Source organism: Cryobacterium melibiosiphilum (genome assembly GCF_003602235.1).
Classification (GTDB): domain Bacteria; phylum Actinomycetota; class Actinomycetes; order Actinomycetales; family Microbacteriaceae; genus Cryobacterium; species Cryobacterium melibiosiphilum.
In genome coordinates, this window is sequence record NZ_QZVS01000087.1 from 1 (window position 1) to 24,221 (window position 24,221).

Here is a 24,221-nt window from a genome sequence, read left to right on the forward strand (position 1 = left end):
CGGGCGGTGAGTGCGGGGTCGTCGGCGAGCACGGTGCCGGTGCCGACCAGGATCGCGTCGGCGGCGGCGCGGCGGCGGTGCACGTCGAGGCGGGCGGGCGTGCCGGTGATCCACTGGCTGGTGCCGTCGCTCGCGGCCGCGCGGCCGTCGAGGCTCGCCGCCCATTTCACGGTCACGAAGGGGCGACCGAGGCGGGCGGCGACCAGCCAGTCGCCAAGAAAGGCGGTGCCGTCTGCCTCGAGCAGGCCGCCTCGCACGTCGATGTCGGCGGCCCGCAGGGTCTTGGCGCCTCCGGAGGAGTGCCGGCCGGGATCGGCGACCGCGTAGACGACGCGGGCGACGCCGGCGTCGATCAGTGCCTGGGCGCACGGGCCGGTGCGACCGGTGTGGTTGCAGGGTTCGAGGGTGACGACGGCGGTGGCGCCGCGGGCAGCGTCGGGGCCGTGCTGCGCGACGAGGTTACGGAGCGCGTCGACCTCGGCGTGTGGGGTGCCGGCGCCGCGGTGCCAGCCCTCGGCGAGCAGCGTGCCGTCCGCGCGCAGCAGAACACAGCCGACGCGCGGGTTGACGCCGGTGGCGGGGCCGTTGGCGGCCAGCGCGAAGGCTCGGCGCATGGCGGCTTCGAGCGGGGCGTCGGGCAGGGCCTGCGGCGCGGCGGCGGCAACTGGGGCCATCTGCTTCATCCCGTCTCGGTTCGTCGGTTGACGAACTCCGGGGGATTTTTTGGGTTCGTGCGTGCCGAACCCGCCGAACGGCCCATTTGGGCCAATCGACTCGTGCGCCTCTCATCCGGACTTTAACCGTCGGTGCTGGAATTTCACCAGCTCAACCGGCCGGTGAGTGCCCTCTTCAGGATTCTCACACAGCGCGGGTCGCGGACTTTCACCGCCGGTTCGGATTTACACCGACCCCGGAGCACGTTTCTTACTCTCTGTTATAACGCAACAACCTGTGTCCCGAGTAATTCCCGTGCACATCCGTTCAGATGACCGTCAGGAAAGCGGCGACTCCAGCAACGCCCGGGCGGTGCCCTCGTCGAGGAACAGGTCCGTGATCAGGTCGGCCCGCAGCGCGCCATGCAGGCTCGGCAGTTTGGAACTGCCTGAGACCACGCAGATGCGGCGCGGGGTGCGGCGCAGTACCGCGAATTCGGGACCGGAACTGCGTTCATTCAGGGCGATGCCGTCGGTTGAGCCGTCGGCCCGAAAGAACACCGTCGCCACGTCGCCCACTACGCCGGCGTCGCTGAGTGAGGCGTAGTCGGCCTCGTCGAGGTAGCCGCCGGCATAGACGTGGCTGGTGACCTCGCTGAAGGGGGATCCGAGGCCGAACAGGGCCACGTTCATGCGGCCCTGGATTTCGAGCAGGCGGCTGACACTGCGCTCGCGCCAGAGGGCCTGCTTGGTGGCCGGGTCGTCGAAGAACGCCGGCACCGGGAACTGCTGCACGTGGGCGCCGAAGGCGGTGCCGAACCGGCCCAGGATCTCGCTCGCGTAGGCGAGGCCGGTGGTGCGCATGTTGCCGGCGCCGTTGAGCTGCACGATCTGCGAATTGTGGGTGGCCTTGAGAGTCACGTGCCGGCTGATCGCGTTCATCGTCGAGCCCCAGGCCACGCCGAGGGTCATGTTGGAGTCGAAGTACTGCCCGAGAATTCGTGCAACCGAGAGCGCCACGCGCTCCAATCGGTCGACGTCGCTCGCATTGTCGGGCACCGGCACGACGTGCGCGGTGACGTGGAATCGATCGAGAATCTCCTTCTCGAGGCGGCTCGGAGCGTCGAGCGGAGAGCGGATCTGGATGTCGACGAGACCGCTCGCCCGGGCGTGGCTGAGCAGGCGAGACACCGAAGAGCGGGAGGTGTGCAGTTCGTGGGCGATGGCATCCATCGTCAGGTCCTGCATGTAATAGAGGTGCGCGGCGGTCAGGGCGTCGCGGGTGCGGTCGCTCGGGGATGCGTCGTCAGCATGGCTCATGGTGCTCCTGCACGTATGTTCATTGACAGTGAAATTTTGTGTGGGCCTGTAAGGATGAATCTATTCACAACGGATGCCGCGGTGCAAACCGAGCGGCCCTTTCGTTTTTCGTGACCAGACAAGGTGCGTGACCAGTGCAGCTCAACAACCCGACCCCGACCCCCGCCGCAGCCGAAAATATCCAGAACCGTCCGAACGCGACCGTGCTCATCATCGGCGCCGGCATCAACGGCATCGCCACCTTCCGCGACCTCGCGCTGCAGGGCGTATCCGTAGCGATCGTGGACCGCGGGGACTTCGTCTCGGGGGCATCCGCTGCCTCGAGCCACATGATCCACGGCGGCGTGCGCTACCTCGAAAACGGCGAGTTCCGCTTGGTCAAGGAGTCGGTCACCGAGCGCAACGGGCTGCTGAAGATCGCGCCGCACTACGTCAAGCCGCTGCAGACCACGATTCCGATCTTCTCCACCTTCTCCGGAGTGATGGCCGCGCCGCTGCGGTTCGTCACCCACAAGCAGGGCAAGACGCACGTCGAACGCGGCGCCATGCTGATCAAGCTCGGCATGATGATCTACGACTCCTTCTCGCGTGACGGCGGCACCGTTCCCCGGCACGAGTTCACGGGCCGCAAGCGGGCGCTCGCCGCCCTGCCGCAGTTGAACCCCACGCTCAAGTACACGGCGACCTATTACGACGCCGCGATGCACGACCCGGAGCGCCTCGCCCTCGACGTGCTGCGCGACGGCCTCGACGCCGGCACCCACGCCCGTGCGGCCAACTACGTGGAAGCCATCGGCATGGACGAGAACGGCGTGCGCCTGCGCGACACCGTCACCGGCGCCGAGTTCAGCTTCGCCGCCGACGTGGTCGTCAACACCTCCGGCCCCTGGACCGACCTCACCAACGAAGCCCTCGGCCAGGGCAGCACGTTCATGGGCGGCACCAAGGGCTCGCACGTGGTGCTCGACAACCCGGAACTGCTCGCCGCGACCGGCGGCCGTGAGATCTTCTTCGAGCACGAAGACGGCCGCATCGTGCTGATCTACCCGCTCAAGGGCCGGGTCCTGGTCGGCACGACCGACCTCGAGCACGACATGAACGACCCGATCCGGGTGACTGAGCCCGAGATCGACTACTTCTTCGACCTCGTGAAGACGGTCTTCCCGACCATCGCCGTCGACCGCTCGCAGATCGTCTACCGCTTCTCGGGCGTGCGCCCGCTGCCCCGCCACGACGACGAGGCCCCCGGCTTCGTCAGCCGCGACTACCGCATCGAGCAGGCACCGCTCGCCCACCGCACCGGCACCCTGCTCAGCCTCGTCGGCGGCAAGTGGACCACCTTCCGCGCGCTGGCCGAGAACCTCAGCTCGCAGATCCTCGAGCTCGTCGGCGCCGAGCGCACGGTCTCGACTGAGGGCCTCGCCATCGGCGGCGGCAAGGGCTTCCCGGCGACGGATGCCGCCCACCTCGTGTGGGTCACCGCCCACGGCGACGAGATCGGTCGCGAGCGCGCGAGTGAACTGCTGGCCCGCTACGGCACCCGCGCCGAGCTCGTGATCGACTTCATGACCGAGCCTTCGGCCGAACCGGCGGATGCCCCGCTCGTGCACGCGCCGAGCTACAGCCGCCGCGAGATCGAGTACCTGGCGGCGACCGAGTCGGTCGTGCGCCTGATCGACGTGCTGCTGCGCCGCACCTCGATCGCCTTCGTGGGCGGGGCAACCACCGCGGTCATCGAGGAACTCGCCGACGTGGTCGCGCCGGTCCTCGGCTGGGACGCGGCCCGCCGTGCCTCCGAGGTCGACAACGCCCGCGGCATTCTCACCGACGTGCACGGCATCACGCTCAGCCCGGTCTCGGCCCCGGTCTCCGCGTAGCCCGCGTCGGCGTCTCGAGGTCGGCTCGCCGGGTTTCGACCAGCGCGCTGCGCGCGCAGGCTCAACCAGCGGAGGTTTCCCATCCGCTGGTTGAGTAGCGGGCACGCCGGTTACTGAGCCGGCCGAAGTGCGCGCGCGTATCGAAACCCGGTGGGCCGAACTCCAGACCCGACCCGGCGCTCCTGTCGCAACACGATCTGCACGAACGTGCAGCCATTTCGCCCCCATCGGCCATTTCGCGCGGCTACGGTTTTAACACCAAGCGGTTTCACAGTTTCGTGAAGCCGTGTTTTTTTGCACTCCCCTCTGAAAGGTCAATGTGGACAATCTCGGTGCAGTATTTCTGGCGGAGGTCGTGGGAACGGCCGTACTCGTCCTACTCGGCTGTGGCGTCGTCGCCAACGTCGCCCTCGCCAAGACGAAGGGCTCGGGCGGTGGCTTTCTCATGGTCACCTTCGGCTGGGGCCTTGCCGTCTACGCCGGCGTCATCGTCTCCTCCAACTCGGGCGCCCACCTCAACCCGGCCGTGACCCTCGGGCTCATCACGAGCGGCGCGACCGAATTCGGCTCCGGCGTTCCGGTCAACGCCCTGTCGACCCTCGCCTACATCGCCGCACAGATGCTCGGAGCGATCATCGGAGCAACCGCTGTCTGGCTCGCCTACAAGCAGCACTTCGACCAGGAACCCGAAGCCGCCAACAAGCTCGGCGTCTTCTCGACCGGACCTGCCATTCGCAGCTACGGCTGGAACCTCGTCACCGAGATCATCGGCACCTTCGTGCTCGTCTTCGTCATCATCGGCTTCGGCCGCGCCGGAGAAGCCGGCGGACTCGCGGCGCTCGGCGCACTGCCCGTCGCCCTGCTCGTCATCGTGATCGGCACCTCGCTCGGTGGCCCGACCGGCTACGCGATCAACCCGGCCCGTGACCTCGGCCCGCGCATCGCGCACTTCTTCCTGCCGATCAAGGGCAAGGGCAGCTCCGACTGGAGCTACTCCTGGGTGCCCGTCGCCGGCCCGATGATCGGTGGCGCCATCGCCGGATTCGCCGCTCCCGTGCTGATGCCCATCCTGGGCTAAGCCTGCCGACGTATCCTGTCGCCCAGACATCAGTTCCCGCACGTCCCGCTCGTCTCCACCGCAACACACCATCGCAACAAAGGAGTTCTCAATGGCTAAGTACGTTCTCGCGATCGACCAGGGCACGACCAGCACCCGGGCGATCATCTTCGACAAGGCCGGGTCGATCATCTCAACCGGTCAGCTCGAGCACGAGCAGATCCTGCCGCGCGCAGGCTGGGTCGAGCACGACCCCCGCGAAATCTGGAACAACACCCGTGAGGCCATCGGCCAGGCGCTAGCAAAGGCCGACATCACCCGGCACGAGATCGAAGCCGTCGGCATCACCAACCAGCGTGAAACCGCCGTCGTGTGGGACAAGAACACCGGCATCCCGGTCTACAACGCCATCGTCTGGCAGGACACCCGTACCCAGGACATCGTCGACCGCCTCGCTGCCGACGGCGGCATTGAGCGCTTCAAGAAGACCGTCGGCCTGCCGCTCGCGACCTACTTTTCCGGCACCAAGATCGTCTGGATCCTCGAGAACGTCGAGGGCGCCCGCGAGAAAGCGGAGGCCGGCGACCTGCTCTTCGGCACCACCGACAGCTGGGTGCTCTGGAACCTGACCGGCGGTATCGACGGCGGCGTGCACGCGACCGACGTCACCAACGCCAGCCGCACCCTGTTCATGGACCTCAAGACCCTGCAGTGGGACGACGAGATCCTCGCCGCGTTCGACGTGCCGCGTTCGATGCTGCCCGAGATCAAGTCCTCCTCCGAGGTCTACGGCATCATCAGCACCCACAGCCTGCTGCGGGAAACCCCCGTCGCCGGCATCCTCGGCGACCAGCAGGCCGCGACCTTCGGCCAGGCCGCCTTCGACCAGGGCGAGGCGAAGAACACCTACGGCACCGGAAACTTCCTGATCTTCAACACCGGCACCGACATCGTCGAGTCGAAGAACGGCCTGCTCACCACCGTCGGCTACAAGCTCGGCGACGAGCCCACCCACTACGCCCTCGAGGGATCGATCGCCGTCACCGGCTCACTCGTGCAGTGGATGCGCGACCAGCTGGGCATGATCACGAGCGCTTCCGAGATTGAAACCCTCGCCAAGACCGTGGACGACAACGGCGGCGCGTACTTCGTGCCCGCGTTCTCGGGCCTGTACGCGCCGTACTGGCGCTCCGACGCCCGCGGCGCGCTCGTCGGCCTGACCCGCTACGTGAACAAGGGCCACATCGCCCGCGCCGCGCTCGAGGCGATCGCGTACCAGACCCGCGAGGTGCTCGACGCGGTCAACGCCGATTCCGGGGTTCCGCTGACCGAACTCAAGGTCGATGGCGGAGCGACCGCAAACGACCTGCTCATGCAGTTCCAGGCCGACATCATCGGCGTGCCCGTGGTGCGCCCGGTCGTCGCCGAGACGACCGCGCTCGGCGCGGCCTACGCGGCCGGCCTCGCGGTCGGCTTCTGGAGCGGCCTCGACGACCTACGTGCCAACTGGCAGGAGGACGCCCGCTGGGAGCCGACGATGGACCCGGAGGAGGCCGCGCGCCTGCTGCGCAACTGGAAGAAGGCCGTCACGAAGACCCTCGACTGGGTCGACGAAGACGTGCGCTAACCCACCCGCTCTCGTTCCCCCGCGAGTGAGCAGTTTCTGCACTTCCCGAGCTCGGGAAGTGCAGAAACTGCTCACTCGCGTTTTTTCGTGGCCTGCAGCCGCGGATGCCGCAACTCGCCCCGGTGCGGGGGCATCCGCTGCCTGTGGCGCGCTGGGGCCACGGGAGGAGCGGACCCCGGAGAAATGTTAATCCGTCCTCCCCCGGCCGACAGCGGCGCAATCCCTCCTCCGTTCGCTGCGGGCGCCCGAATTCAGGCGAGCAGGGGCGGCAGCTCCGCGAGGGTCTGAATGCGCAGAACTCCCAGACGGGCGGCCTCAGCGCGGTCGGCCTCGGGCACGGCTGCGGCAGCGGCAGCGGATGCCCCCTCCCGGTCGAGCCAGATCCCGGTCAGTCCCGCGGCGGCCGCGCCAATCGCGTCCGTGCGCAGGCGGTCGCCCACGTACACCGCGGCATCCGCTGCCACACCGGAGAGGGCACAGGCGTGCGCGAAGATGCGCGCGTCGGGCTTGGTGAAGCCGAGCGATCCGGACGCGATCACGTGCTCGAAGCGGCCCTCGAGGCCCACGCGCCGAATCTTGTCGCCCTGGAACACCGGATCGCCGTTGGTGATCAGCCCGAAGCGCACCCCGGGCAGCCGCCGCGCCAGCTCGTCCAGACAGGGCAGCGCATCCGTGTGCAGCCGCCAGCTCGCCCGATACTGCAGAAAGTAGTCGTCGAACCAGGTCGTCGCGGCGGCGTCGTCAAGGGCCACGCCGTGGGCGGTCGCGAAATCCCGGGCGCGGGCCCGCCGCTGGCCGTGAAAGTCGAGCCGGCCGGCGAGGTAGGAATGGTAGTGCTCCTCCTCGAGCGCATCCCAGAGGGCCGCAGAGTCGGGCCGGCTCAGGGCCTCATAGGCGCCGTCAACCGCATCGAGGTGCATCAGGATGCCGTCGCTGACCGCGGCGCGGTGCGCGAACAGGGTGTCATCGAGGTCGAACAGAACCACCTGCACGGCACTCACGCGCTGAGCGCCTCGGTGAGCGCCTCGGCCGGCCAGCCAGGCCGACGGCCGCGGTCGTCGCCGGCGCGCAGCTGGCCCTGCCACGACAGCGGATGCGTGCCGTCGCGGTATGCCGCCACCGACGGCGCCACCCCGGCGTAGCTGAACCCGGCCTTCCAGGCGGCACGTGCCGACGCGGTGTTGCCGCGGATGCACTCCCAGTGGACCGCATCGACGAGACCCGTGCCGAACGCCCAGTCGAAGACCAAGCGCTGCGCCTCACCGATCAGTCCCTGCCCCCGAAACGGTGCGCCGAGCCAGAACCCGACCGAACCCAGCTGCAGCACTCCGGCCTGTTCGTCAACACTCGGCCCGAGCAACCGCAACCCGATGACGCCGAGCAACTCGGCGGACTTCCAACCCGGCGCGCGCAGGGCCCACGTGTACTCCGTGTCGCTGGCCCAGCCGCCCGGCACGTACTCCGCGAGAAACCCTTCCGCATGCTCGAACTGATACGGCCACGGCACCGTCAGGTACCGCTCGAACGACGGGTCCTGGCAGTACTCGAACACCCGCGCGGCATCCGCCGCCACGGGCGCGTCGAGGCGCACCAGATCAGACTCCAGCACGACCGGCAGCATCCGCTTACCGTCCGGGAAGCAGGCCAACGCGGTCGTAGGCCACGGCGAGCGTCTCATCGGCGACGGATGCCGCCTTCTCTGCGTTCACGGCCAGCAACCGGTCGAGCTCGGACGGGTCATCGAGCAGTTCCTGCACCCGAAGGCGAATTGGGTCGAAGGTGCCCGCGACCACCTCGACGAGGCCCTTCTTGAGGTCCCCGTAGCCGCGGCCGGCGTACTCGTCCTCGAGGGACTGCACCGAGCGGGAGGCCAGCACGGAGTAGATGGTGAGCAGGTTCGCGACGCCGGGCTTGTTCTCGCGGTCGAAGACCACGCCGCCGTCGGCATCCGTCACGGCGCGCATGATCTTCTTCTTGGTGACGTTCGGCTCGTCGAGCAACCAGATGACCCCGGCGTGCGACTCGGCCGACTTCGACATCTTCGACGTCGGGTTCTGCAGGTCGTAGATCTTCGCGGTCTCCTTCACGATGGCCACCTCGGGCACCGTGAACGTGTCGCCGAACCGAGAATTGAACCGGGCAGCCAGGTCGCGGGTGAGCTCGACGTGCTGGCGCTGGTCCTCGCCGACCGGCACGAGCTCCGTCTGGTACAGCAAAATGTCGGCCGCCATCAGCGTCGGGTAGGCGAACAGACCCACCGTCGTGGCGTCGGCGCCCTGCTTGAGGGACTTGTCCTTGAACTGCGTCATGCGGCTGGCCTCACCGAACCCGGTGATGGTGTTCAGAATCCAGGCCAGCTGCGCGTGCGCGGCGACATGGGACTGCACGTACAGCGTCGACGCCGAAGGGTCGATGCCCGCGGCGATGTACTGCGCGGCGGTGCGGCGGGTGTTCTCGCGCAGCTTCGCCGGGTCCTGCGCGACCGTGATGGCGTGCAGGTCGACGATCGAGAAGAACGCGTCGTGGCTCTGCTGCAGCTCTTTCCAGTTCAGCAGCGCGCCGATGTAGTTGCCGATCTGCAGGGAGTCGGCGGAGGGCTGCATGCCCGAATACAGGCGGGGTTTCGTCATGGGGTACTTTCCTGAAAGTTTGAGTTCTAGAGCTGGTAGTCGACGACGACGGGGGAGTGGTCGCTCCAGCGCTGGTCGTAGGCCGCGGCGCGGTCGACCGCGTAGTTGACGACGGATGCCGCCAGCGCCGGCGTCGCGAGGTGGTAGTCGAGCCGCCACCCGGTGTCGGTGTCGAAGGCCTTGCCGCGCTGCGACCACCAGGTGTACGGCCCCTCCACCTCGCCGGCCCACTTGCGGCCCACGTCGACCCAGCCGAGGCCGGCGCCGGCGTTGTACGCGGGGTCGGCGGGGGCCCCGAGGATCCGATCGAAGTACTCGCGCTCTTCGGGGAGAAAGCCGGCGTGTTTCTTGTTGCCACGCCAGTTCTTGATGTCGAGCTCGCGGTGGCCGACGTTGAGGTCGCCGAGAACGACCGCATGGGTGCTGTGGGCGGCCAGTTCCGGCATCCGCTCGAGCATCGCGTCGAGGAATTTATACTTCTCGATCTGCTTGGGGGTGTCAGTCTCGCCGGAGTGCACGTAGGTGCTGACGACGGTCACGATCTGCCCGTTGACCTCGTAGTCGGCCTCGAGCCAGCGGCCCGCGCTGTCGAACTCCTCGGCACCGAGGGCGACGCGGTGGATCGCAGCGCCCTTGCGGCTGACCAGAGCGACCCCGGCGCGCCCCTTCGCGGTGGCGCCGTCGTGCAGAATGTTCCAGTCCGGGCCGAGCAGGCCTTCGAGGTCGTCGATCGAGGCCCGCACCTCCTGGATCGCGAGGATGTCCACGTCGCGGGCGGCGAGCCAGTCGCCCATGCCCTTGCGGTACGCGGCACGCACTCCGTTGGTGTTGACACTGGCGATACGAAGCGGTGGGGCAGAAGTCATGCCCTCAAGTCTAGTTAGCGCCCCGGGAACGCCGGGACCGGTCGTCGGCGACCCCATCCGGGTCGACCTCGGCACCGAAGGCGCTCGTCGTGGTCTCGGCCTGCGACGCACCCGGGTCGGCGGCGACGGATGCCCCGGCATATTTTTCAACGCGGGCCTCGGCCGCCTGCACCCGCCGCCCGGCAGCCCACGTGCCGTACCAGGGCGCGTCGAGCTTCTGCTGGCGGGCCTCCTCGAGTTCGAGGCGGGAGGCGAGGCGCAGGGCATCCATCTCACGTTTCTCGGTCGCCTCGGCGATCTCGTCGTCGCTGAGGGTTTGCGGAGGAATGCCGGCGTCGTTCATGCCCACGGCGATCCACGACGCGGCGAGCAGGGTGACGGTGCTGACCAGGTTGAACCAGATCAACAAGCCGATGATCACGGCGAAGGTCGCGAGCAGCGGGTTGTTGGTGGCGCCGCCGAGCAGTGCCCCGCCGAGGATCTTCATGACGCCGAGACCGGCGCCGCCGATCAGGGCGCCCGCCACGAGCCGGCGGAACGGGATCCGCACCCGGGACAGCACCCGGAACAGCGCGGCGAGGGTGACGGTGTCGATCAGCAGCACCACGGAGAGGCCGATCACCCGGGCTGAGGCGTCGTACCAGAACGAGTCCTGCGGCAGCTGGAACAGGCTGAAGATCGCGCCGAGGGCGGCGGTGCTCGCGAGCGACACCAGAGCGGACGCGATCAGCGCGAGACCGAACAACAGCCCGAGGCCGAGCTCCCGCACCTTCACGAGCAGGAAGAAGGTGGTCTGCCGGGGCATCTCGAAGATGGTGCGCACGGCGAGGGTCGTCGTCGACAGCCAGCCGAGCGCGGTCGCGAGCAGCCCGACGAGGGCGATCGCGCCGGTCCAGGACAGCACGCCGGCCGCGGCGAGGGACTTCGGGTCGATGACCCCGTCGGTGCCGATCAGGCCGGGGATCGACTGGTTGATGATGGCGAACAGGGCGTCGAGCAGGTCAGGGTTGTTGGTCAGGAACAGTCCGGCGATCGAGAAGCCGACCCAGACGGCCGCGAACACCGCGAAGATCGCCTGGTAGGACATGCCGCCGGAGAGGATCGAGCCGCCCTTGTCGGTGAAATGGGTGAACACCCGCACGGGTTTGAGGGCGGTCACGCGGGCGGTGACACGGGCAATAAGCTCTTTCACCCGATCAGCCTACCCAGCAGCCTGCTTAAAAAGCGGCGGCGCCACTCCCGAAGGAGCGGCGCCGCCATCATGAACGAAAACAGATCAGGCGCGACCGCGCATGATGGCCTGCTTGACCTCGCTGATCGCCTGCGTGACCTGGATGCCACGCGGGCACGCCTCGGTGCAGTTGAAGGTCGTGCGGCAGCGCCACACGCCCTCCTGGTCGTTGAGGATGTCGAGGCGCACGGCGGCGTTGTCGTCGCGCGAGTCGAAGATGAAGCGGTGCGCGTTGACGATGGCGGCCGGGCCGAAGTACTGGCCGTCGGTCCAGAACACCGGGCAGCTCGACGTGCACGCGGCGCAGAGGATGCACTTGGTGGTGTCGTCGAAACGTTCGCGCTGGGCGACCGTCTGCACGCGCTCCTTGCCGGGGGTGGCGGCAACATTGCTCATCAGGAAGGGCTGGATCTCCTTGAATGAGTCGAAGAACGGCTCCATGTCGACGATCAGGTCCTTCTCGAGCGGCAGGCCCTTGATCGCCTCGACGTACACCGGCTTGGTGATGTCGAGGTCCTTGATCAGGGTCTTGCAGGCGAGGCGGTTGCGGCCGTTGATGCGCATGGCATCCGAACCGCAGATGCCGTGCGCGCAGGAGCGACGGAAGCTCAAGGACCCGTCCTGCTCCCACTTGATCTTGTGCAGCGCGTCGAGCACCCGGTCGGTCGGGTACATCTGCACGTCGAAGTCCTGCCAGTGCGGCTCTTCGTCCAGTTCCGGGTTGAAACGACGGATGTTGAACGTGACCGTGAAGGATTCGATCGTTTCGGGAACGACCGGCTTCTCGAGTGTGGGGGTGCTCACTAGTACTTCCTCTCCATCGGCTGGTAACGGGTGATGACGACCGGTTTCCAGTCCAGGGCAATGTGATCGGCGGCATCCGCTGACATCGGGTCACCGGTGAGGTACGCCATGGTGTGCTTGAGGTAGTTCTCGTCGTCACGCACGAGGTAGTCCTCACGCTGGTGTCCGCCGCGGCTTTCCTTGCGGTTGCGCGCGGAGTACACGACGACCTCGGCGAGGTCGAGCAGGAAGCCGAGTTCGACGGCTTCGAGCAGGTCGGTGTTGAAACGACGTCCCTTGTCCTGCACGCCGATGTTCTTGTAGCGCTGGCGCAGCAGGTGGATGGTCTCGGTGACGCCGGCGAGGGACTCGTCGGTGCGGAAGACCTGGGCGTTCTTGTCCATCTCCTCCTGCAGGATCTTGCGCAGTACGGCGATGCGTTCGGTTCCGGTCGACGAGCGGATGCCCTCGAGCATCTCGCGGACGTCCTTGGCCGGGTCAGCCGGCAGCGGCACGAACGACGCCGTCTTGACGTACTCGACGGCGTTGTTGCCGGCGCGTTTGCCGAAGACGTTGATGTCGAGCAGCGAATTGGTGCCGAGACGGTTGGAGCCGTGCACGGACACGCAGGCGCACTCACCGGCGGCGTACAGCCCCGGAACGACGATCTCGTTGTTGCGCCAGACTTCACCCTTCACGTTGGTCGGGATGCCGCCCATCGCGTAGTGCGCGGTCGGCATGACCGGAACGGGCTCGGTGACCGGGTCGACGCCGAGGTAGGTGCGGGCGAACTCGGTGATGTCGGGGAGCTTGGTCTCGAGCACCTCGGCACCGAGGTGGGTGCAGTCGAGGTAGAGGTAGTCCTTCTCGGGGCCGGCGCCGCGACCCTCCGCGACCTCCTTGAGCATGCAGCGCGAGACGATGTCACGCGGGGCGAGGTCCTTGATGGTCGGGGCATAGCGCTCCATGAAGCGCTCACCGCTGGCGTTGCGCAGGATCGCGCCCTCACCGCGGGCGCCCTCGGTCAGCAGGATGCCGAGGCCGGCGAGGCCGGTCGGGTGGAACTGGAAGAACTCCATGTCCTCGAGCGGCAGGCCCTTGCGCCAGACGATGCCGACGCCGTCACCGGTGAGGGTGTGGGCGTTCGAGGTGGTCTTGTAGATCTTGCCGAAACCGCCGGTGGCGAAGATGAAGGCCTTGCCCTGGAAGACGTGCAGCTCGCCGCTGGACAGGTCGAGCGCGACGACGGCGCTCGGCTGGTCGACGCCGTCGACCTGGGTCATGACGAGGTCGAGCACGTAGTACTCGTTGAAGAAGTTGATGCCGCGCTTGACGCAGTTCTGGTACAGCGTCTGGAGGATCATGTGGCCGGTGCGGTCCGCGGCGTAGCACGCACGGCGCACCGGGCTCTTGCCGTGGTCGCGGGTGTGGCCGCCGAAACGACGCTGGTCGATCTTGCCCTCGGGGGTGCGGTTGAAAGGCAGGCCCATGTTTTCGAGGTCGATGACCGCGTCGATGGCTTCCTTAGCGAGAATCTCGGCCGCATCCTGGTCGACGAGGTAGTCGCCGCCCTTGATGGTGTCGAAGGTGTGCCATTCCCAGTTGTCTTCTTCGACGTTGGCCAGGGCCGCCGCCATGCCGCCCTGCGCCGCACCGGTGTGCGAGCGGGTCGGGTAGAGCTTGCTGATCACGGCGGTGCTCGCGTTGGGGCCGGCTTCGATGGCCGCGCGCATGCCGGCACCACCCGCTCCAATGATCACGATGTCGTACTGGTGGTAGTGGACACCGTCGACGACGGTGGAAACGGGGGCAGGTGCGGGTGCAGGTGTCGTCATAAGGGTGTGTGCAGCTCCTAGAGGGCCGAGCAGAACTGGGGGTTGAGGTCGGCGAGGTTAGCGCCGGCGGGGCACGGGTCGAACGTGAAGACCACGAGGGTGCCGAGCACGATCAGAACGACGACGGCCGCGAGAATGGCCGACTTGAGGATGCCCCGGGTGAGGGGGGCCGTCGCGTAGTCGTTGACCAGGGTGCGCATGCCGTTGCCGCCGTGGATCAGGGCGAGCCAGAGCATGGCGACGTCCCAGACCTGCCAGAACGGGTCGGCGAGTTTTCCGGAGACGAAGGCGAAGTTGAGCGCGCTGACGCCTTCGCCGACCATCAGGTTGACGAAGAGGTGGCCGAAGATGAGCACGACCAGGAGCACGCCGGAGACGCGCATGTACAGCCAGCCCCATTTTTCCCAGTTGACACCGTTTTTGCGGGTGCTGCGGGTGTAGGGGCTGCGGGGGGCTTCGAGAGTGGTTGCCATGGTGAGCCGCCTCCTAGTGACTGAACACGTTGATGAGGTGGCGCGGCACGAAGGCCAGCATGGTGACGACCCAGAGGCCGAGGACCACGTAGAACATGACCTTCTGGTACTTCGCGTTCCAGAAATCGATCAGGATGATCCGCAGGCCGTTGAAGGCGTGGAACACGATGGCGCCGACGAGCGCGACTTCACCGAGTCCCATGAGTGGGGTCTGATACTGCGCGATCACCGCGTTATAGGCTTCCGGACTCACACGGACCAATGCCGTGTCGAGAATGTGGACCAGCAGGAAGAAGAAGATCGCAACACCGGTAATCCGGTGCAGGACCCATGACCACATGCCTTCGCGGCCCCGGTAAAGGGTGCCCGCGGGGCGACGTGAACTCGTCTTCTGCTGGGATGTCAGTGTTCCTGCCGGTGACTGTGGCATGAACAACCCTCCCTGGCTGTAAGTTGTCTCGACGTTGAAACGAGACCCGTGAACTCGCAATGAGCACGTGCAATTATTCTAGGGGCAGACCACTCGGGTTTTCAGGTGAGGGTACCCTAACGTCACCGCTGCAGAGACAGTGGTATGGCGGTCATCATCCGCACCGCGGCGCGGGCGTCGATGACCTGCTCGTAGTAGTCGACAAGGGTGCCGCAGACGGTCTCCCAGGACCGGCCGAGTACCCCCCGTCGGCCCGCTTCGCCCATCCGCCGACGCAGGGCGGGATCCTCGACGAGGCGCAGCACGCAGCGCCTCAGATCGCGGTCATCGTCCGGGGTAAAGAGGTAGCCGTTTTCGCCGTGCTGAACGAGGTCGATCGGGCCGCCGGATGCCGGCGCCACCACGGGCAGGCCCGCCGCGTGGGCTTCCTGGATGGTCTGGCCAAAGGTTTCCTCGGTGCCGGCGTGCAGGAAAATGTCGAAGCTCGCGTACGCGGTGGCCAGTTCCGCCCCCGACAGGCGGCCAAGCCAGGTCACCGGCAGGCCCTCCAGCGCCGCGCGCACGAGCGGTTCCGATGGCCCCTCCCCGACAATCACCAGGCGGATGCCGGGCACCCCACGCAACGCCCGAAATCGTTCCACCTGCTTCTCGGGGGCGATCCGCCCCACATACCCGACGATGACCTCCGCACTGGGGTCATCGGCGCCGTGGGTTACCCGAGCTCGCAGGGCGGCGACGGCCGCATCGCTCTTTCGATTCGGGTGGTAGCCCACGAGGTCCACGCCGCGCGTCCACCGGGCCAGCCGGCGCACGCCGACGCGCTGCAGGTCGGTCATCGAGGCACTCGAGGGAACCAGGTTGAGGTCGGCTCCGTCATGCACCCACTTCACGTAGCGCCAGGCCCAGGCGGTCGCCTGCCCGAGGTGGTTGCGGCTGGCGTAACCGGCGACATCCGTCTGAAAGATCGCGACGCTCGGCACGTCGAGCCGGTTGGCGGCGGCGATGCCCTGGGCTCCCAGCAGAAAGGGCGAGGCGGCGTGCAGCACGTCGGGGCGAAAATCGCTCAGCAGGCGCTGCACCGCGAGGCTCGGCAGCCCGACCGGAAACTGGCGGTAGGCGATCGCGGGAACGGTGTGCACCGCAAATCCCGCATACGACGACGGCGCCCCGGCGGGCGCGATGACCATCGCGTCATGACCGGCACGGGCCAGATAGTCGAGCACCTTGCAGACACTCGTAGTGACCCCACTGACCGTGGGGAGGAAACTCTCGCTGATGACGGCGACCCGCATGACTCGAGGCTAGGCAGAACGGGTGGCGGCGCGGTGTCTGATCGGTGAACATCGAACGCCTCGCCCGTGACACCTGCGCGTCACAGGTGCCCGCTAGCATGAGCGGATGCAGCAGACATCCGAACCCCTCGACCGTTTCTACAGCGTGATCCCCGCCGGCGGCATCGGTTCGCGGCTGTGGCCGCTCTCTCGAGCGGATGCCCCCAAGTTTCTGCACGACCTCACCGGCTCCGGGCAGACCCTGCTGCGGGACACCTGGGACCGCCTCACCCCGCTGTCGGGCGAGCAGCGCATCATGGTCGTCACGGGGCGTGCACACCGCGCCGCGGTCGAAAAACAGCTGCCCGAACTGACCGACCCGAACGTCGTGCTCGAGAGCGAACCGCGCGACTCCACGGCCGCCGTCGGGCTCGCCGCCGCCATCCTGCAGCTGCGTGAACCCGATGTGATCATCGGGTCGTTCCCCGCCGACCACGTCATCAACGGTTCGGTGCTCTTCCGGAGCGCGGTCACCGAGGCCTGCGCGGCCGCGGACGCCGGCTACATCGTGACCATCGGCATCCAGCCGACCGAGGCCGCGATCGGCTTCGGCTACATCAAAAGCGACGGTCCGCTCGACATCGACGGCGCGCCGAGCGCCCTCTCGGTCGACTCCTTCGTCGAGAAGCCGAGCCCCGAAGTCGCCGAGGCCTATGTCGAAGGCGGCGGATACCTGTGGAACGCGGGCATGTTCATCGCCCGCGCCGACCGGCTGCTCGAGGAGATCGGTGCGACCGAACCCGAACTGCTCGCCGGACTGCTCGAACTCGCCGAGGCCTGGGACACCCCGCGGCGCGGCGCGGTCGTCGACAAGATCTGGCCGCGCCTGAAGCGCATCGCCATCGACTACTCCGTCGCCGAGCCCGCCGCCGCGGCCGGCAAGCTCGTCGTGATTCCCGGCCAGTTCGACTGGGATGACGTGGGGGACTTCGCTTCCATCGCCAAGCTGCACTCCGGCGGACGCAAGGCGAACCTCGCCATCCTCGGTGAGGGCGCCCGTGTGCTCGCCGATTCGTCGAGCGGAATCGTGGTCAGCCACACCGGGCGGATGATCGCGCTCATCGGGGTGGAAGACATCGTCGTCGTCGACACCCCGGATGCCCTGCTCGTCACCACGAGCGCCAACGCCCAGAAGGTCAAGGCCGTCGTCGACGCTCTGAAGCTCTCCGGGTCGAGCGACGTGCTGTGACGGTCGGTTCTGCTTGACTGGTCCCATGACCTCTGCTCCACTGATTTCTGCGGCCCCGAACTCTGCGACACCGAACTCTGCGACCCCGGTGCGCATCCCGCTCATCATCGACACCGACACCGCGCAGGACGACTGCGTGGCGCTGCTCGTCGGGCTTCTCGATCCACGGGCCGACCTGCGAGCGATCACCATGGTCGCCGGCAATGTCGGGTTCAACCGTCAGGTGCAGAATGCCCACCTCACGCTGAACGCGGCCGGTCGGCTCGGCGAGATTCCGCTCTTCCTCGGGTGCCGACGCCCGATGGTGCGGGAATGGGTCTCGGCCGAGAACGTGCACGGTGACGGCGCGGGCGGCCTCGAAATGGATTTTGCCGGGCTGAACGTGCAGCCCGAGCACGGTGTCGACGCGCTCATCGCGCTGGTCGCCGCCGCCCCCGGGGAGATCTCGATCGTCGCGATCGGCCCCCTCACCAACATCGCGATGGCCGTCGTGAAGGACCCACGCTTTGTAGCCAACGTGAAGTCGCTCTACATCATGGGCGGCTCCAACAACGGGCGCGGCAACATCACGGCCGCCGCGGAATACAACTTCTACGTCGACCCGGAGGCGGCGCGGACCGTGTTCGAGGCGGGCTTCGACGTGACGGTCATTCCCTGGTCGCCGCTCAGCCTCGACCATGCGGTCTTCTCCCGCGAGCAACTCGCCCAGATCGCGCGGATCGAGACACCACTCTCGAGCTTCTTCACCCGCGTGGTCGGAACGACCCTGGACTTCGATGAGAGCGTCGGCATTGCCGGCTCAACGCACCCGGATTCGCTCACGGCTGCCCTGCTGCTGCATCCGGAACTGGTCACGCAGGCGTCGGCGTATCACGTCGATGTCGAGACCGGCTCTGACCTCACCCGCGGCTATTCGGCGATGTCGTGGGGTGTGCACGGGCTGGTCCCCAATGCCCGGGTGGTCGAAGCCGTCGACGGCGGAGCTTTCCTCAGCTATATCACGGGCCTGATCAGCCAGAACAGCGTTCCCAACCGGCCCTTCCTCACCTAGGCCGGGTCGCAGGCGCCGCGGCGTTGCGATCGCATTTCGGATCTGTAACGTCTCGGCAGCAGCAGCCGGATTGCGCACACAGCGCACGTAACACTCTGTAACCTGTTGAAACTGGTCCCGGTATCGTCGGGGCACGCACTTGGAGGAATCACGTGAACGTACTCATCCGCAAGCGTCAGTTTGCCGGAATCGCAGCCCTCGGTGCTGCCGGTCTGGTTCTGGCCGGCTGTGCCACCGCCCCCGAAGCCACGGACTCGTCCGACGGCGCCACTGACACCGACTTTCTCGCCTGCGCCGTCTCCGATGAGGGCAGCTGGAACGACAAGAGCTTCAACGAAGCGGCCTTCGACGGCCTGCTCAAGGCCGAGGCCGACCTCGGCGTCAGCCTCAGCGACGCGGAGTCCAACTCCATCGAAGACTTCGAGCCCAACCTCACCGCCATGATCGGCGCCGGTTGCGACCTCACCTTTGCCGTGGGCTTCAACCTCATCGCCCCGGTCAACGCCGCCGCGGCCGCGAACCCCGACGTCAACTTCGTCACCATCGACGGCTACTCCGAAGGCAACGACAACCTGAAGCCCGTCGAGTACGCCATGGACGAGTCGAGCTACCTCGCCGGCTACCTCGCCGCCGCGCAGAGCACCACCAAGGTCGTCGGCACCTACGGCGGACTGAACATCCCCGCCGTCACCGTCTTCATGGCCGGTTTCTACAACGGAGCCAAGGCCTACGAGGCCGAAACCGGCACCGCCGTGACCGTGCTCGGTTACGACCCCGCGAGCCCCGACACCGGTGACTTCGTCGGCAACTTCGAGGACAGCGCCAAGGCCAAGAGCCTGAGCCTCGGACAGCTTGAAAAGGGCGCGGACATTCTCTTCCCCGTCGCCGGCAGCCTGTTCAGCGCCACCTCGGAGGCCATCAACGAGTCCGGCAAGGACGCCCTCTTCATCGGCGTTGACAAGGACATCGCCGTGACCAGCCCCGAGTACGCCGACCAGGTGCTGACCTCGGTCGAGAAGAAGATGACGGATGCGGTCTACGACGTCATCGAGGCCACTCTCGACAACGGGTTCGACGGCGAGCCGTACCTCGGTACCCTCGAAAACGGCGGAACGAGCCTGTCCCCGTTCTACGACTTCGAGAGCTCGGTGTCCCCGATCGTCGTCGAGCGCCTCGAAGAGATCAAGGCCGGCATCATCGACGGCAGTATCGACCCGCAGGCCTAACCACCCGCAGGTCTCACGACCCGGTTCACCAGAATCGACGGTCACCAGAATCGCCGGGGCGTTATTCGCCCCGGCGATTCTTTCTTGCATAGTGGTTGTCCGCACAGCATTGTGAGCCAGAATCAGATGAGCCAGAACAGGACGCCATGAAACTTGAATTGCGCGGCATCACCAAACGCTTCGGTGCGCTCATCGCCAACGACCAGATTGACCTGGTGATCGAACCGGGAGAGATTCACTGCCTGCTCGGTGAGAACGGCGCCGGCAAGTCAACGCTGATGAACGTTCTCTACGGCCTGTATCGGGCCGAAGAGGGCGAAATCCTGATCAACGACAAAGCGGTCGCGTTCAGCGGTCCCGGCGACGCGATGACGGCCGGAATCGGCATGGTTCACCAGCACTTCATGCTCATCCCCGTTTTCACCGTCGCTGAAAACGTGATGCTCGGCCACGAGCCGGTCAAGGCCGGCGGCGTGCTCGACCTCCCCACCGCCCGCGATCTGGTGCGCTCCATCTCCGCCAAATTCGGCTTCGACATCGACCCGGACGATCGGGTCGAAGACCTCCCGGTCGGGGCGCAGCAGCGCGTGGAGATCATCAAGGCCCTCGCCCGTGACGCCCAGATCCTCGTGCTCGATGAGCCCACCGCCGTGCTCACCCCGCAGGAAACCGATGAGCTCATGACCATCATGCGCCAGCTCGCCGCGGCCGGCACGTCGATCGTCTTCATCACGCACAAGCTGCGGGAGGTGCGCGAAGTCGCCGACCGGATCACGGTCATCCGCTTGGGCAAAGTGGTCGGAACGGCGCTGCCCACCGCATCCGTCACCGAACTCGCCTCGCTCATGGTCGGGCGCTCCGTCGACCTGGCCGTGGAGAAGAACCCGCCCCAGCTCGGTGAGGAGTCGCTCAAGGTCACCAACCTGACGATCGTCGACCGCGCGGGTTCACTGCTGCTCGACGACCTGACCTTCTCGATTCGGGCCGGTGAGGTGCTGGCCATCGCCGGCGTGCAGGGCAACGGACAAACCGAGCTGACCGAAGCCATCCTCGGCCTGCGTCACGGTGCTACCGGTTCGATCACCCTGGACGGCCACGAGCTGCTCGGTCGGTCGGTGCAGCAGGTGCTCGAGGCCGGCGTCGGTTTCGTGCCGGAAGACCGCACCAAAGACGGACTGGTCGGCGAGTTCACGGTGGCCGAGAACCTGATGCTGGACCGCAGCCAGGGAGCTCCCTTCGAAGCTCGCGGTGGCATCCGCTTCAAATATCGGGAAGAATTCGCGCGCAAAGCCATCGTCGAGTTCGACATTCGCACCCAGGGCACCACGACCCAGGCCGGGCGGCTGTCGGGCGGAAACCAGCAGAAAGTCGTGCTGGCGCGGGAACTGTCGCGGGACCTGCGCCTGTTCGTCGCCTCGCAGCCTACCCGGGGGCTCGACGTGGGCTCCATCGAGTTCTTGCACAAGCGCATCATCGAAACACGCGATTCCGGCCTGCCGGTGCTGATCGTCTCCACCGAACTCGACGAGGTCATCGGCCTCGCCGACCGTATCGCGGTCATGTACCGCGGCCGAATTGTCGGCATCGTCGCGGCCGACACTCCCCGGGCTGACCTGGGCATCATGATGGCGGGAATTGCAGCATGAGTACTGACACCACGTCCGCACCGACCAAGAAACCGAGCGCTGACGAACCCGCGGGGCTCAGCAGCCAGATCCTGCGGGAGATCATGGGCGGCGGCGCCGTGCGCACCGTGCTCGCCATCCTCTGCGGCTTCATCGTCGGAGCGATCCTGATCATCGCGACGAGCGAGGAGGTAGCCCAGGTCTCCGGCTACTTCTTCTCCCGGCCGATGGACACCGTCAGTGCCGCCTGGGCTGCCGTCTCCGGCGGCTACGGTGCGCTGTTCCGGGGGTCGATCTTCAACCCCGACGCCAACTCCTTTGCCGCGTCGGTGCGGCCGATCACCGAGACCCTGCGCCTCGGGGCCCCGCTCATCGCGGCCGGGCTGGGCATCGCGCTGAGCTTTCGCGTGGGCCTGTTCAACATCGGCGGCCAGGGGCAGTTGCTGCTCGGCGTCGTGTTCGCCAGCTACGCGAGCTTCGCGTGGCCGCTGCCGTACGGGCTGCACCTGATCGTCGCGGTCGTCTTCGGCATTCTCGGCGCGGCCCTCTGGGGCAGCATCGTGGGCCTGCTCAAGGCCACCACCGGGGCACACGAGGTCATCGTGACGATCATGCTCAACTACGTCGCGTTCAACCTGGTCACCTGGCTCATGCGCTCGGGCTTTCTGCACGACGACGCCGCGGGCGGAAACCCGCAGACCGTGGCGCCGCTCGACACCGCGCAGCTGCCGCCGATTCTCGGCCCGGGTTTCAGCCTGCACGCCGGTTTTTTGCTCGTCGTCGCGGCCACCATCTTCTACTGGTGGCTGATGGAACGCTCGACCATCGGGTACCGCTTTCGCACCGTCGGCCTGAACCCGAACGCGGCGCGCACGGCCGGCATGAACGTGCCGAAGATCTACGTGGTCGCGATGGCCGCCAGCGCCGCGTTCGTCGGCATCGCCGGGGTCAACCAGACCCTGGGGCGTGCCGGGGGAGTGACGCCGAGCATTGACGCCGGCATCGGTTTCGACGGCATCACCGTGGCCCTGCTCGGCGGCGGCGGGGCGGTCGGCATCTTCTTCGCCGGGCTGTTGTTCGGCGCGATGAAGGCCGGGAGCCCGATGATGCAGATCGCCGACGTGTCCCCGGAAGTGTTGTTGGTCGTGCAGGGCGTCATCGTGCTCTTCATCGCGGCGCCACCGCTCGTCCGGGCGATTTTCCGGCTTCCGACCCCGGTGCCGGCCGGACCGATCAAAACCTTTGTGAAAAGCCTGTTCACCCGGGGGAAGAACTCATGACATCCACAGTGACCGCCGGGGCCAGCCCGGCCCTGCGCACCACGGTGCTGGCGCAGCGCAACTGGAAGACAGCCATCTCCCTGCTCGTCTTCGCGCTGCTCGGGCTGATCGGATTCGGCCTCCTCGGCCAGTCCTCTGACGTGACCTTCAACTGGACCGGAACCGGCGACGACGTCATCATTCCGAACTGGGTCGAAGACTCCAAGCGCATCGGCGTGGTCTTCGGAATTCTGATGCTCGCGATCACGGGAGTGTCGGTCTGGTTCACCTGGAACCGCACCCGCCCGCCCGCCTGGCTCGTGCTCGTGTTCGGGCTGCTGTTCGTCACCGCCCTGCTCGCCTCGGTCGGTGCCGGAGGTCGCGTACCGGTGATCTACCTGGCCACCGGGGCCATCTCGTTTGCCGTGCCCGTCATTCTCGGGGCCGTGGCCGGGGTCATGGGCGAGCGTGTCGGCGTGGTCAACATCGCGATCGAAGGCCAGCTGTTGCTCGGAGCGTTCATGGCCGCCATCATCGGCACGATGACCGGCAACCTGTTTCTCGGGATCGCCAGCGCCATGATCGGCGGCGCCCTGGTCGCCATGATCCTCGCATCGTTCTCGATCAAGTACCTCGTCGACCAGATCATCATCGGTGTCGTGCTCAACGTCCTCGTGGCCGGCATCACGAGCTTCTTCTACTCTGCCGTGATGACGCGCAACTCGGAGGGATTCAATTTTCCCGGCACGCTGTCCTTCCTGGCCATTCCCGGGCTCAGCGACATACCGCTGATCGGCCCGATCCTGTTCGACAACAGGATCACCACCTATGCCGTCTTCGTCATCGTGCCGCTGGTCGGGCTGCTGATGTACAAGACCCGCTGGGGGCTGCGGCTGCGGGCCGTGGGGGAGCATCCGCTCGCCGCGGACACCGTCGGCATCAACGTGAACCGCACGCGTTTTCGCGTGATGACGCTCGCCGGCCTCATCGCCGGGCTCGGCGGAGCCGCGCTGAGTATCGGCGCCGTCGGTCCGTTCATTCGTGACATGAGTGCCGGCCAGGGCTATATCGCCCTCGCCTGCGTGATTCTCGGCCGCTGGAACCCCTGGTATGCCGCGACCGCCGCCCTCATGTTCGGTTTCGCGCGCATCTTCCAGGTCTGGGCGGGCCAGGCCGGTTCGGGTATCCCCGCCGACTTCATCGCCATGATCCCCTACCTCGTCACCCTCGTCGCCGTCGCGGGCTTCGTCGGCAAGTCCATCGGCCCGGCCGCGGCCGGAAAGGCCTACGTCAAGCAATGACCGCGCACAGTGAGATCGACTGGGCCCCCCTGCGCGCAGCAGCCCTCGACGCCATGGCACACGCATACGCTCCCTACTCGAACTTTCCGGTGGGCGCCGCCGCGCTCGTCGATGACGGGCGTGTGGTGAGCGGATGCAACGTGGAGAACGCCTCCTACGGCGTCGGCCTCTGCGCGGAGTGCGCCCTGGTGTCCTCCCTCGCGATGACCGGGGGTGGCCAGCTCGTGGCGTTCACCTGCGTGGACGGCAACGGCAGCACGCTCATGCCGTGCGGACGCTGCCGCCAGCTGCTCTACGAACATTCCGCGCCGGGAATGTTGCTCGAAACCGTGTCGGGGGTGCGCACCATCGACGAGGTGCTGCCCGATGCGTTCGGGCCCCGCCAGCTGGCCGAGTACCGGGCAAGCACCGTTTCCTAAGGAGTCCCACGTGACCGACAGCACCGCGACGTCCACGA

Annotated in this window: 22 protein-coding genes and 1 riboswitch; of the genes, 10 read left to right on the forward strand and 12 right to left on the reverse strand. The window is 67.0% G+C overall.

Annotated features, from left to right (window positions below):
• Both ribD and D6T64_RS12840 read right to left on the reverse strand, forming a co-directional pair.
• The coding region (gene ribD / locus D6T64_RS12835; protein ID WP_233551150.1) for a bifunctional diaminohydroxyphosphoribosylaminopyrimidine deaminase/5-amino-6-(5-phosphoribosylamino)uracil reductase RibD at positions 1–674 on the reverse strand (674 nt) is incomplete at its 3' end.
• A gap of 99 nt (positions 675–773) precedes the next feature.
• A riboswitch (FMN riboswitch) is annotated at positions 774–922 on the reverse strand.
• A gap of 70 nt (positions 923–992) precedes the next feature.
• The gene (locus D6T64_RS12840) at positions 993–1,973 is read right to left on the reverse strand and encodes a sugar-binding transcriptional regulator (protein WP_119975083.1); all 981 of its coding nucleotides are present in this window, start codon (positions 1,971–1,973) and stop codon (positions 993–995) included.
• A 134-nt stretch (positions 1,974–2,107) separates the two neighbouring features.
• Here D6T64_RS12840 and D6T64_RS12845 point away from each other — a divergent pair, with 134 nt between their 5' ends.
• The 3 genes from D6T64_RS12845 (at position 2,108) to glpK (ending at position 6,534) form a co-directional block, all read left to right on the forward strand.
• Complete coding sequence (locus tag D6T64_RS12845) at positions 2,108–3,850, forward strand: glycerol-3-phosphate dehydrogenase/oxidase (RefSeq protein ID WP_119975084.1); 1,743 nt, start codon at positions 2,108–2,110, stop codon at positions 3,848–3,850.
• A 319-nt stretch (positions 3,851–4,169) separates the two neighbouring features.
• Positions 4,170–4,928, forward strand: coding sequence for an MIP/aquaporin family protein (locus tag D6T64_RS12850; protein WP_119975085.1), 759 nt, complete (start codon positions 4,170–4,172; stop codon positions 4,926–4,928).
• 91 nt (positions 4,929–5,019) lie between these two features.
• A complete protein-coding gene (gene glpK, locus D6T64_RS12855) occupies positions 5,020–6,534 on the forward strand; it encodes a glycerol kinase GlpK (RefSeq protein ID WP_119975086.1) in 1,515 nt (504 codons plus the stop codon).
• Between the two features lie 251 nt (positions 6,535–6,785).
• Here the strand turns inward: glpK and D6T64_RS12860 are convergent, their stop codons facing one another.
• The 10 genes from D6T64_RS12860 to D6T64_RS12905 all read right to left on the reverse strand — a co-directional run bounded on the left by D6T64_RS12860 (position 6,786) and on the right by D6T64_RS12905 (position 16,074).
• A complete protein-coding gene (locus D6T64_RS12860; protein ID WP_119975087.1) occupies positions 6,786–7,535 on the reverse strand; it encodes an HAD family hydrolase in 750 nt (249 codons plus the stop codon).
• Entirely contained in the window at positions 7,532–8,143 is a 612-nt protein-coding gene (locus D6T64_RS12865; RefSeq protein ID WP_158594885.1) for a GNAT family N-acetyltransferase, read from the reverse strand. The genes D6T64_RS12860 and D6T64_RS12865 overlap by 4 nt, the downstream gene beginning before the upstream one ends.
• A gap of 16 nt (positions 8,144–8,159) precedes the next feature.
• A complete protein-coding gene (gene trpS, locus D6T64_RS12870) occupies positions 8,160–9,164 on the reverse strand; it encodes a tryptophan--tRNA ligase (RefSeq protein WP_119975089.1) in 1,005 nt (334 codons plus the stop codon).
• A gap of 26 nt (positions 9,165–9,190) precedes the next feature.
• Entirely contained in the window at positions 9,191–10,030 is an 840-nt protein-coding gene (locus tag D6T64_RS12875; protein ID WP_119975090.1) for an exodeoxyribonuclease III, read from the reverse strand.
• 10 nt (positions 10,031–10,040) lie between these two features.
• The gene (locus tag D6T64_RS12880) at positions 10,041–11,222 is read right to left on the reverse strand and encodes a YihY/virulence factor BrkB family protein (protein WP_147364554.1); all 1,182 of its coding nucleotides are present in this window, start codon (positions 11,220–11,222) and stop codon (positions 10,041–10,043) included.
• Between the two features lie 84 nt (positions 11,223–11,306).
• A complete protein-coding gene (locus tag D6T64_RS12885) occupies positions 11,307–12,065 on the reverse strand; it encodes a succinate dehydrogenase iron-sulfur subunit (protein WP_119975092.1) in 759 nt (252 codons plus the stop codon).
• Positions 12,065–13,879 carry a succinate dehydrogenase flavoprotein subunit gene (gene sdhA, locus D6T64_RS12890; RefSeq protein ID WP_119975093.1) on the reverse strand — a complete coding sequence of 605 codons (1,815 nt, stop codon included), beginning with the start codon at positions 13,877–13,879 and terminating at the stop codon, positions 12,065–12,067. Before sdhA ends, D6T64_RS12885 begins: the two co-directional genes overlap by 1 nt.
• 17 nt (positions 13,880–13,896) lie before the next feature.
• The gene (locus tag D6T64_RS12895; RefSeq protein ID WP_119975094.1) at positions 13,897–14,352 is read right to left on the reverse strand and encodes a succinate dehydrogenase hydrophobic membrane anchor subunit; all 456 of its coding nucleotides are present in this window, start codon (positions 14,350–14,352) and stop codon (positions 13,897–13,899) included.
• Positions 14,353–14,365: 13 nt separating this feature from the next.
• Entirely contained in the window at positions 14,366–14,782 is a 417-nt protein-coding gene (gene sdhC, locus D6T64_RS12900) for a succinate dehydrogenase, cytochrome b556 subunit (RefSeq protein WP_119975095.1), read from the reverse strand.
• 122 nt (positions 14,783–14,904) lie between these two features.
• Positions 14,905–16,074: a glycosyltransferase family 4 protein gene (locus tag D6T64_RS12905; RefSeq protein WP_119975096.1), complete on the reverse strand. Its 1,170-nt coding sequence runs from the start codon at positions 16,072–16,074 to the stop codon at positions 14,905–14,907.
• 106 nt (positions 16,075–16,180) lie between these two features.
• Between D6T64_RS12905 and D6T64_RS12910 the strand changes: the two genes are divergently transcribed.
• The 7 genes from D6T64_RS12910 (at position 16,181) to D6T64_RS12940 (ending at position 24,183) form a co-directional block, all read left to right on the forward strand.
• Entirely contained in the window at positions 16,181–17,302 is a 1,122-nt protein-coding gene (locus tag D6T64_RS12910) for a mannose-1-phosphate guanylyltransferase (protein ID WP_119975097.1), read from the forward strand.
• Between the two features lie 25 nt (positions 17,303–17,327).
• Positions 17,328–18,353: a nucleoside hydrolase gene (locus tag D6T64_RS12915; protein ID WP_233551152.1), complete on the forward strand. Its 1,026-nt coding sequence runs from the start codon at positions 17,328–17,330 to the stop codon at positions 18,351–18,353.
• Between the two features lie 152 nt (positions 18,354–18,505).
• A complete protein-coding gene (locus D6T64_RS12920) occupies positions 18,506–19,579 on the forward strand; it encodes a BMP family lipoprotein (protein ID WP_158594886.1) in 1,074 nt (357 codons plus the stop codon).
• A gap of 146 nt (positions 19,580–19,725) precedes the next feature.
• Positions 19,726–21,225: an ABC transporter ATP-binding protein gene (locus D6T64_RS12925; RefSeq protein WP_119975100.1), complete on the forward strand. Its 1,500-nt coding sequence runs from the start codon at positions 19,726–19,728 to the stop codon at positions 21,223–21,225.
• Positions 21,222–22,484: an ABC transporter permease gene (locus D6T64_RS12930; RefSeq protein ID WP_119975101.1), complete on the forward strand. Its 1,263-nt coding sequence runs from the start codon at positions 21,222–21,224 to the stop codon at positions 22,482–22,484. The genes D6T64_RS12925 and D6T64_RS12930 overlap by 4 nt, the downstream gene beginning before the upstream one ends.
• Entirely contained in the window at positions 22,481–23,764 is a 1,284-nt protein-coding gene (locus D6T64_RS12935; RefSeq protein WP_119975102.1) for an ABC transporter permease, read from the forward strand. Before D6T64_RS12930 ends, D6T64_RS12935 begins: the two co-directional genes overlap by 4 nt.
• On the forward strand, positions 23,761–24,183 hold the full coding sequence (locus D6T64_RS12940) for a cytidine deaminase (RefSeq protein ID WP_119975103.1): 423 nt from the start codon (positions 23,761–23,763) through the stop codon (positions 24,181–24,183). Before D6T64_RS12935 ends, D6T64_RS12940 begins: the two co-directional genes overlap by 4 nt.
• Positions 24,184–24,221 lie beyond the last annotated feature (38 nt).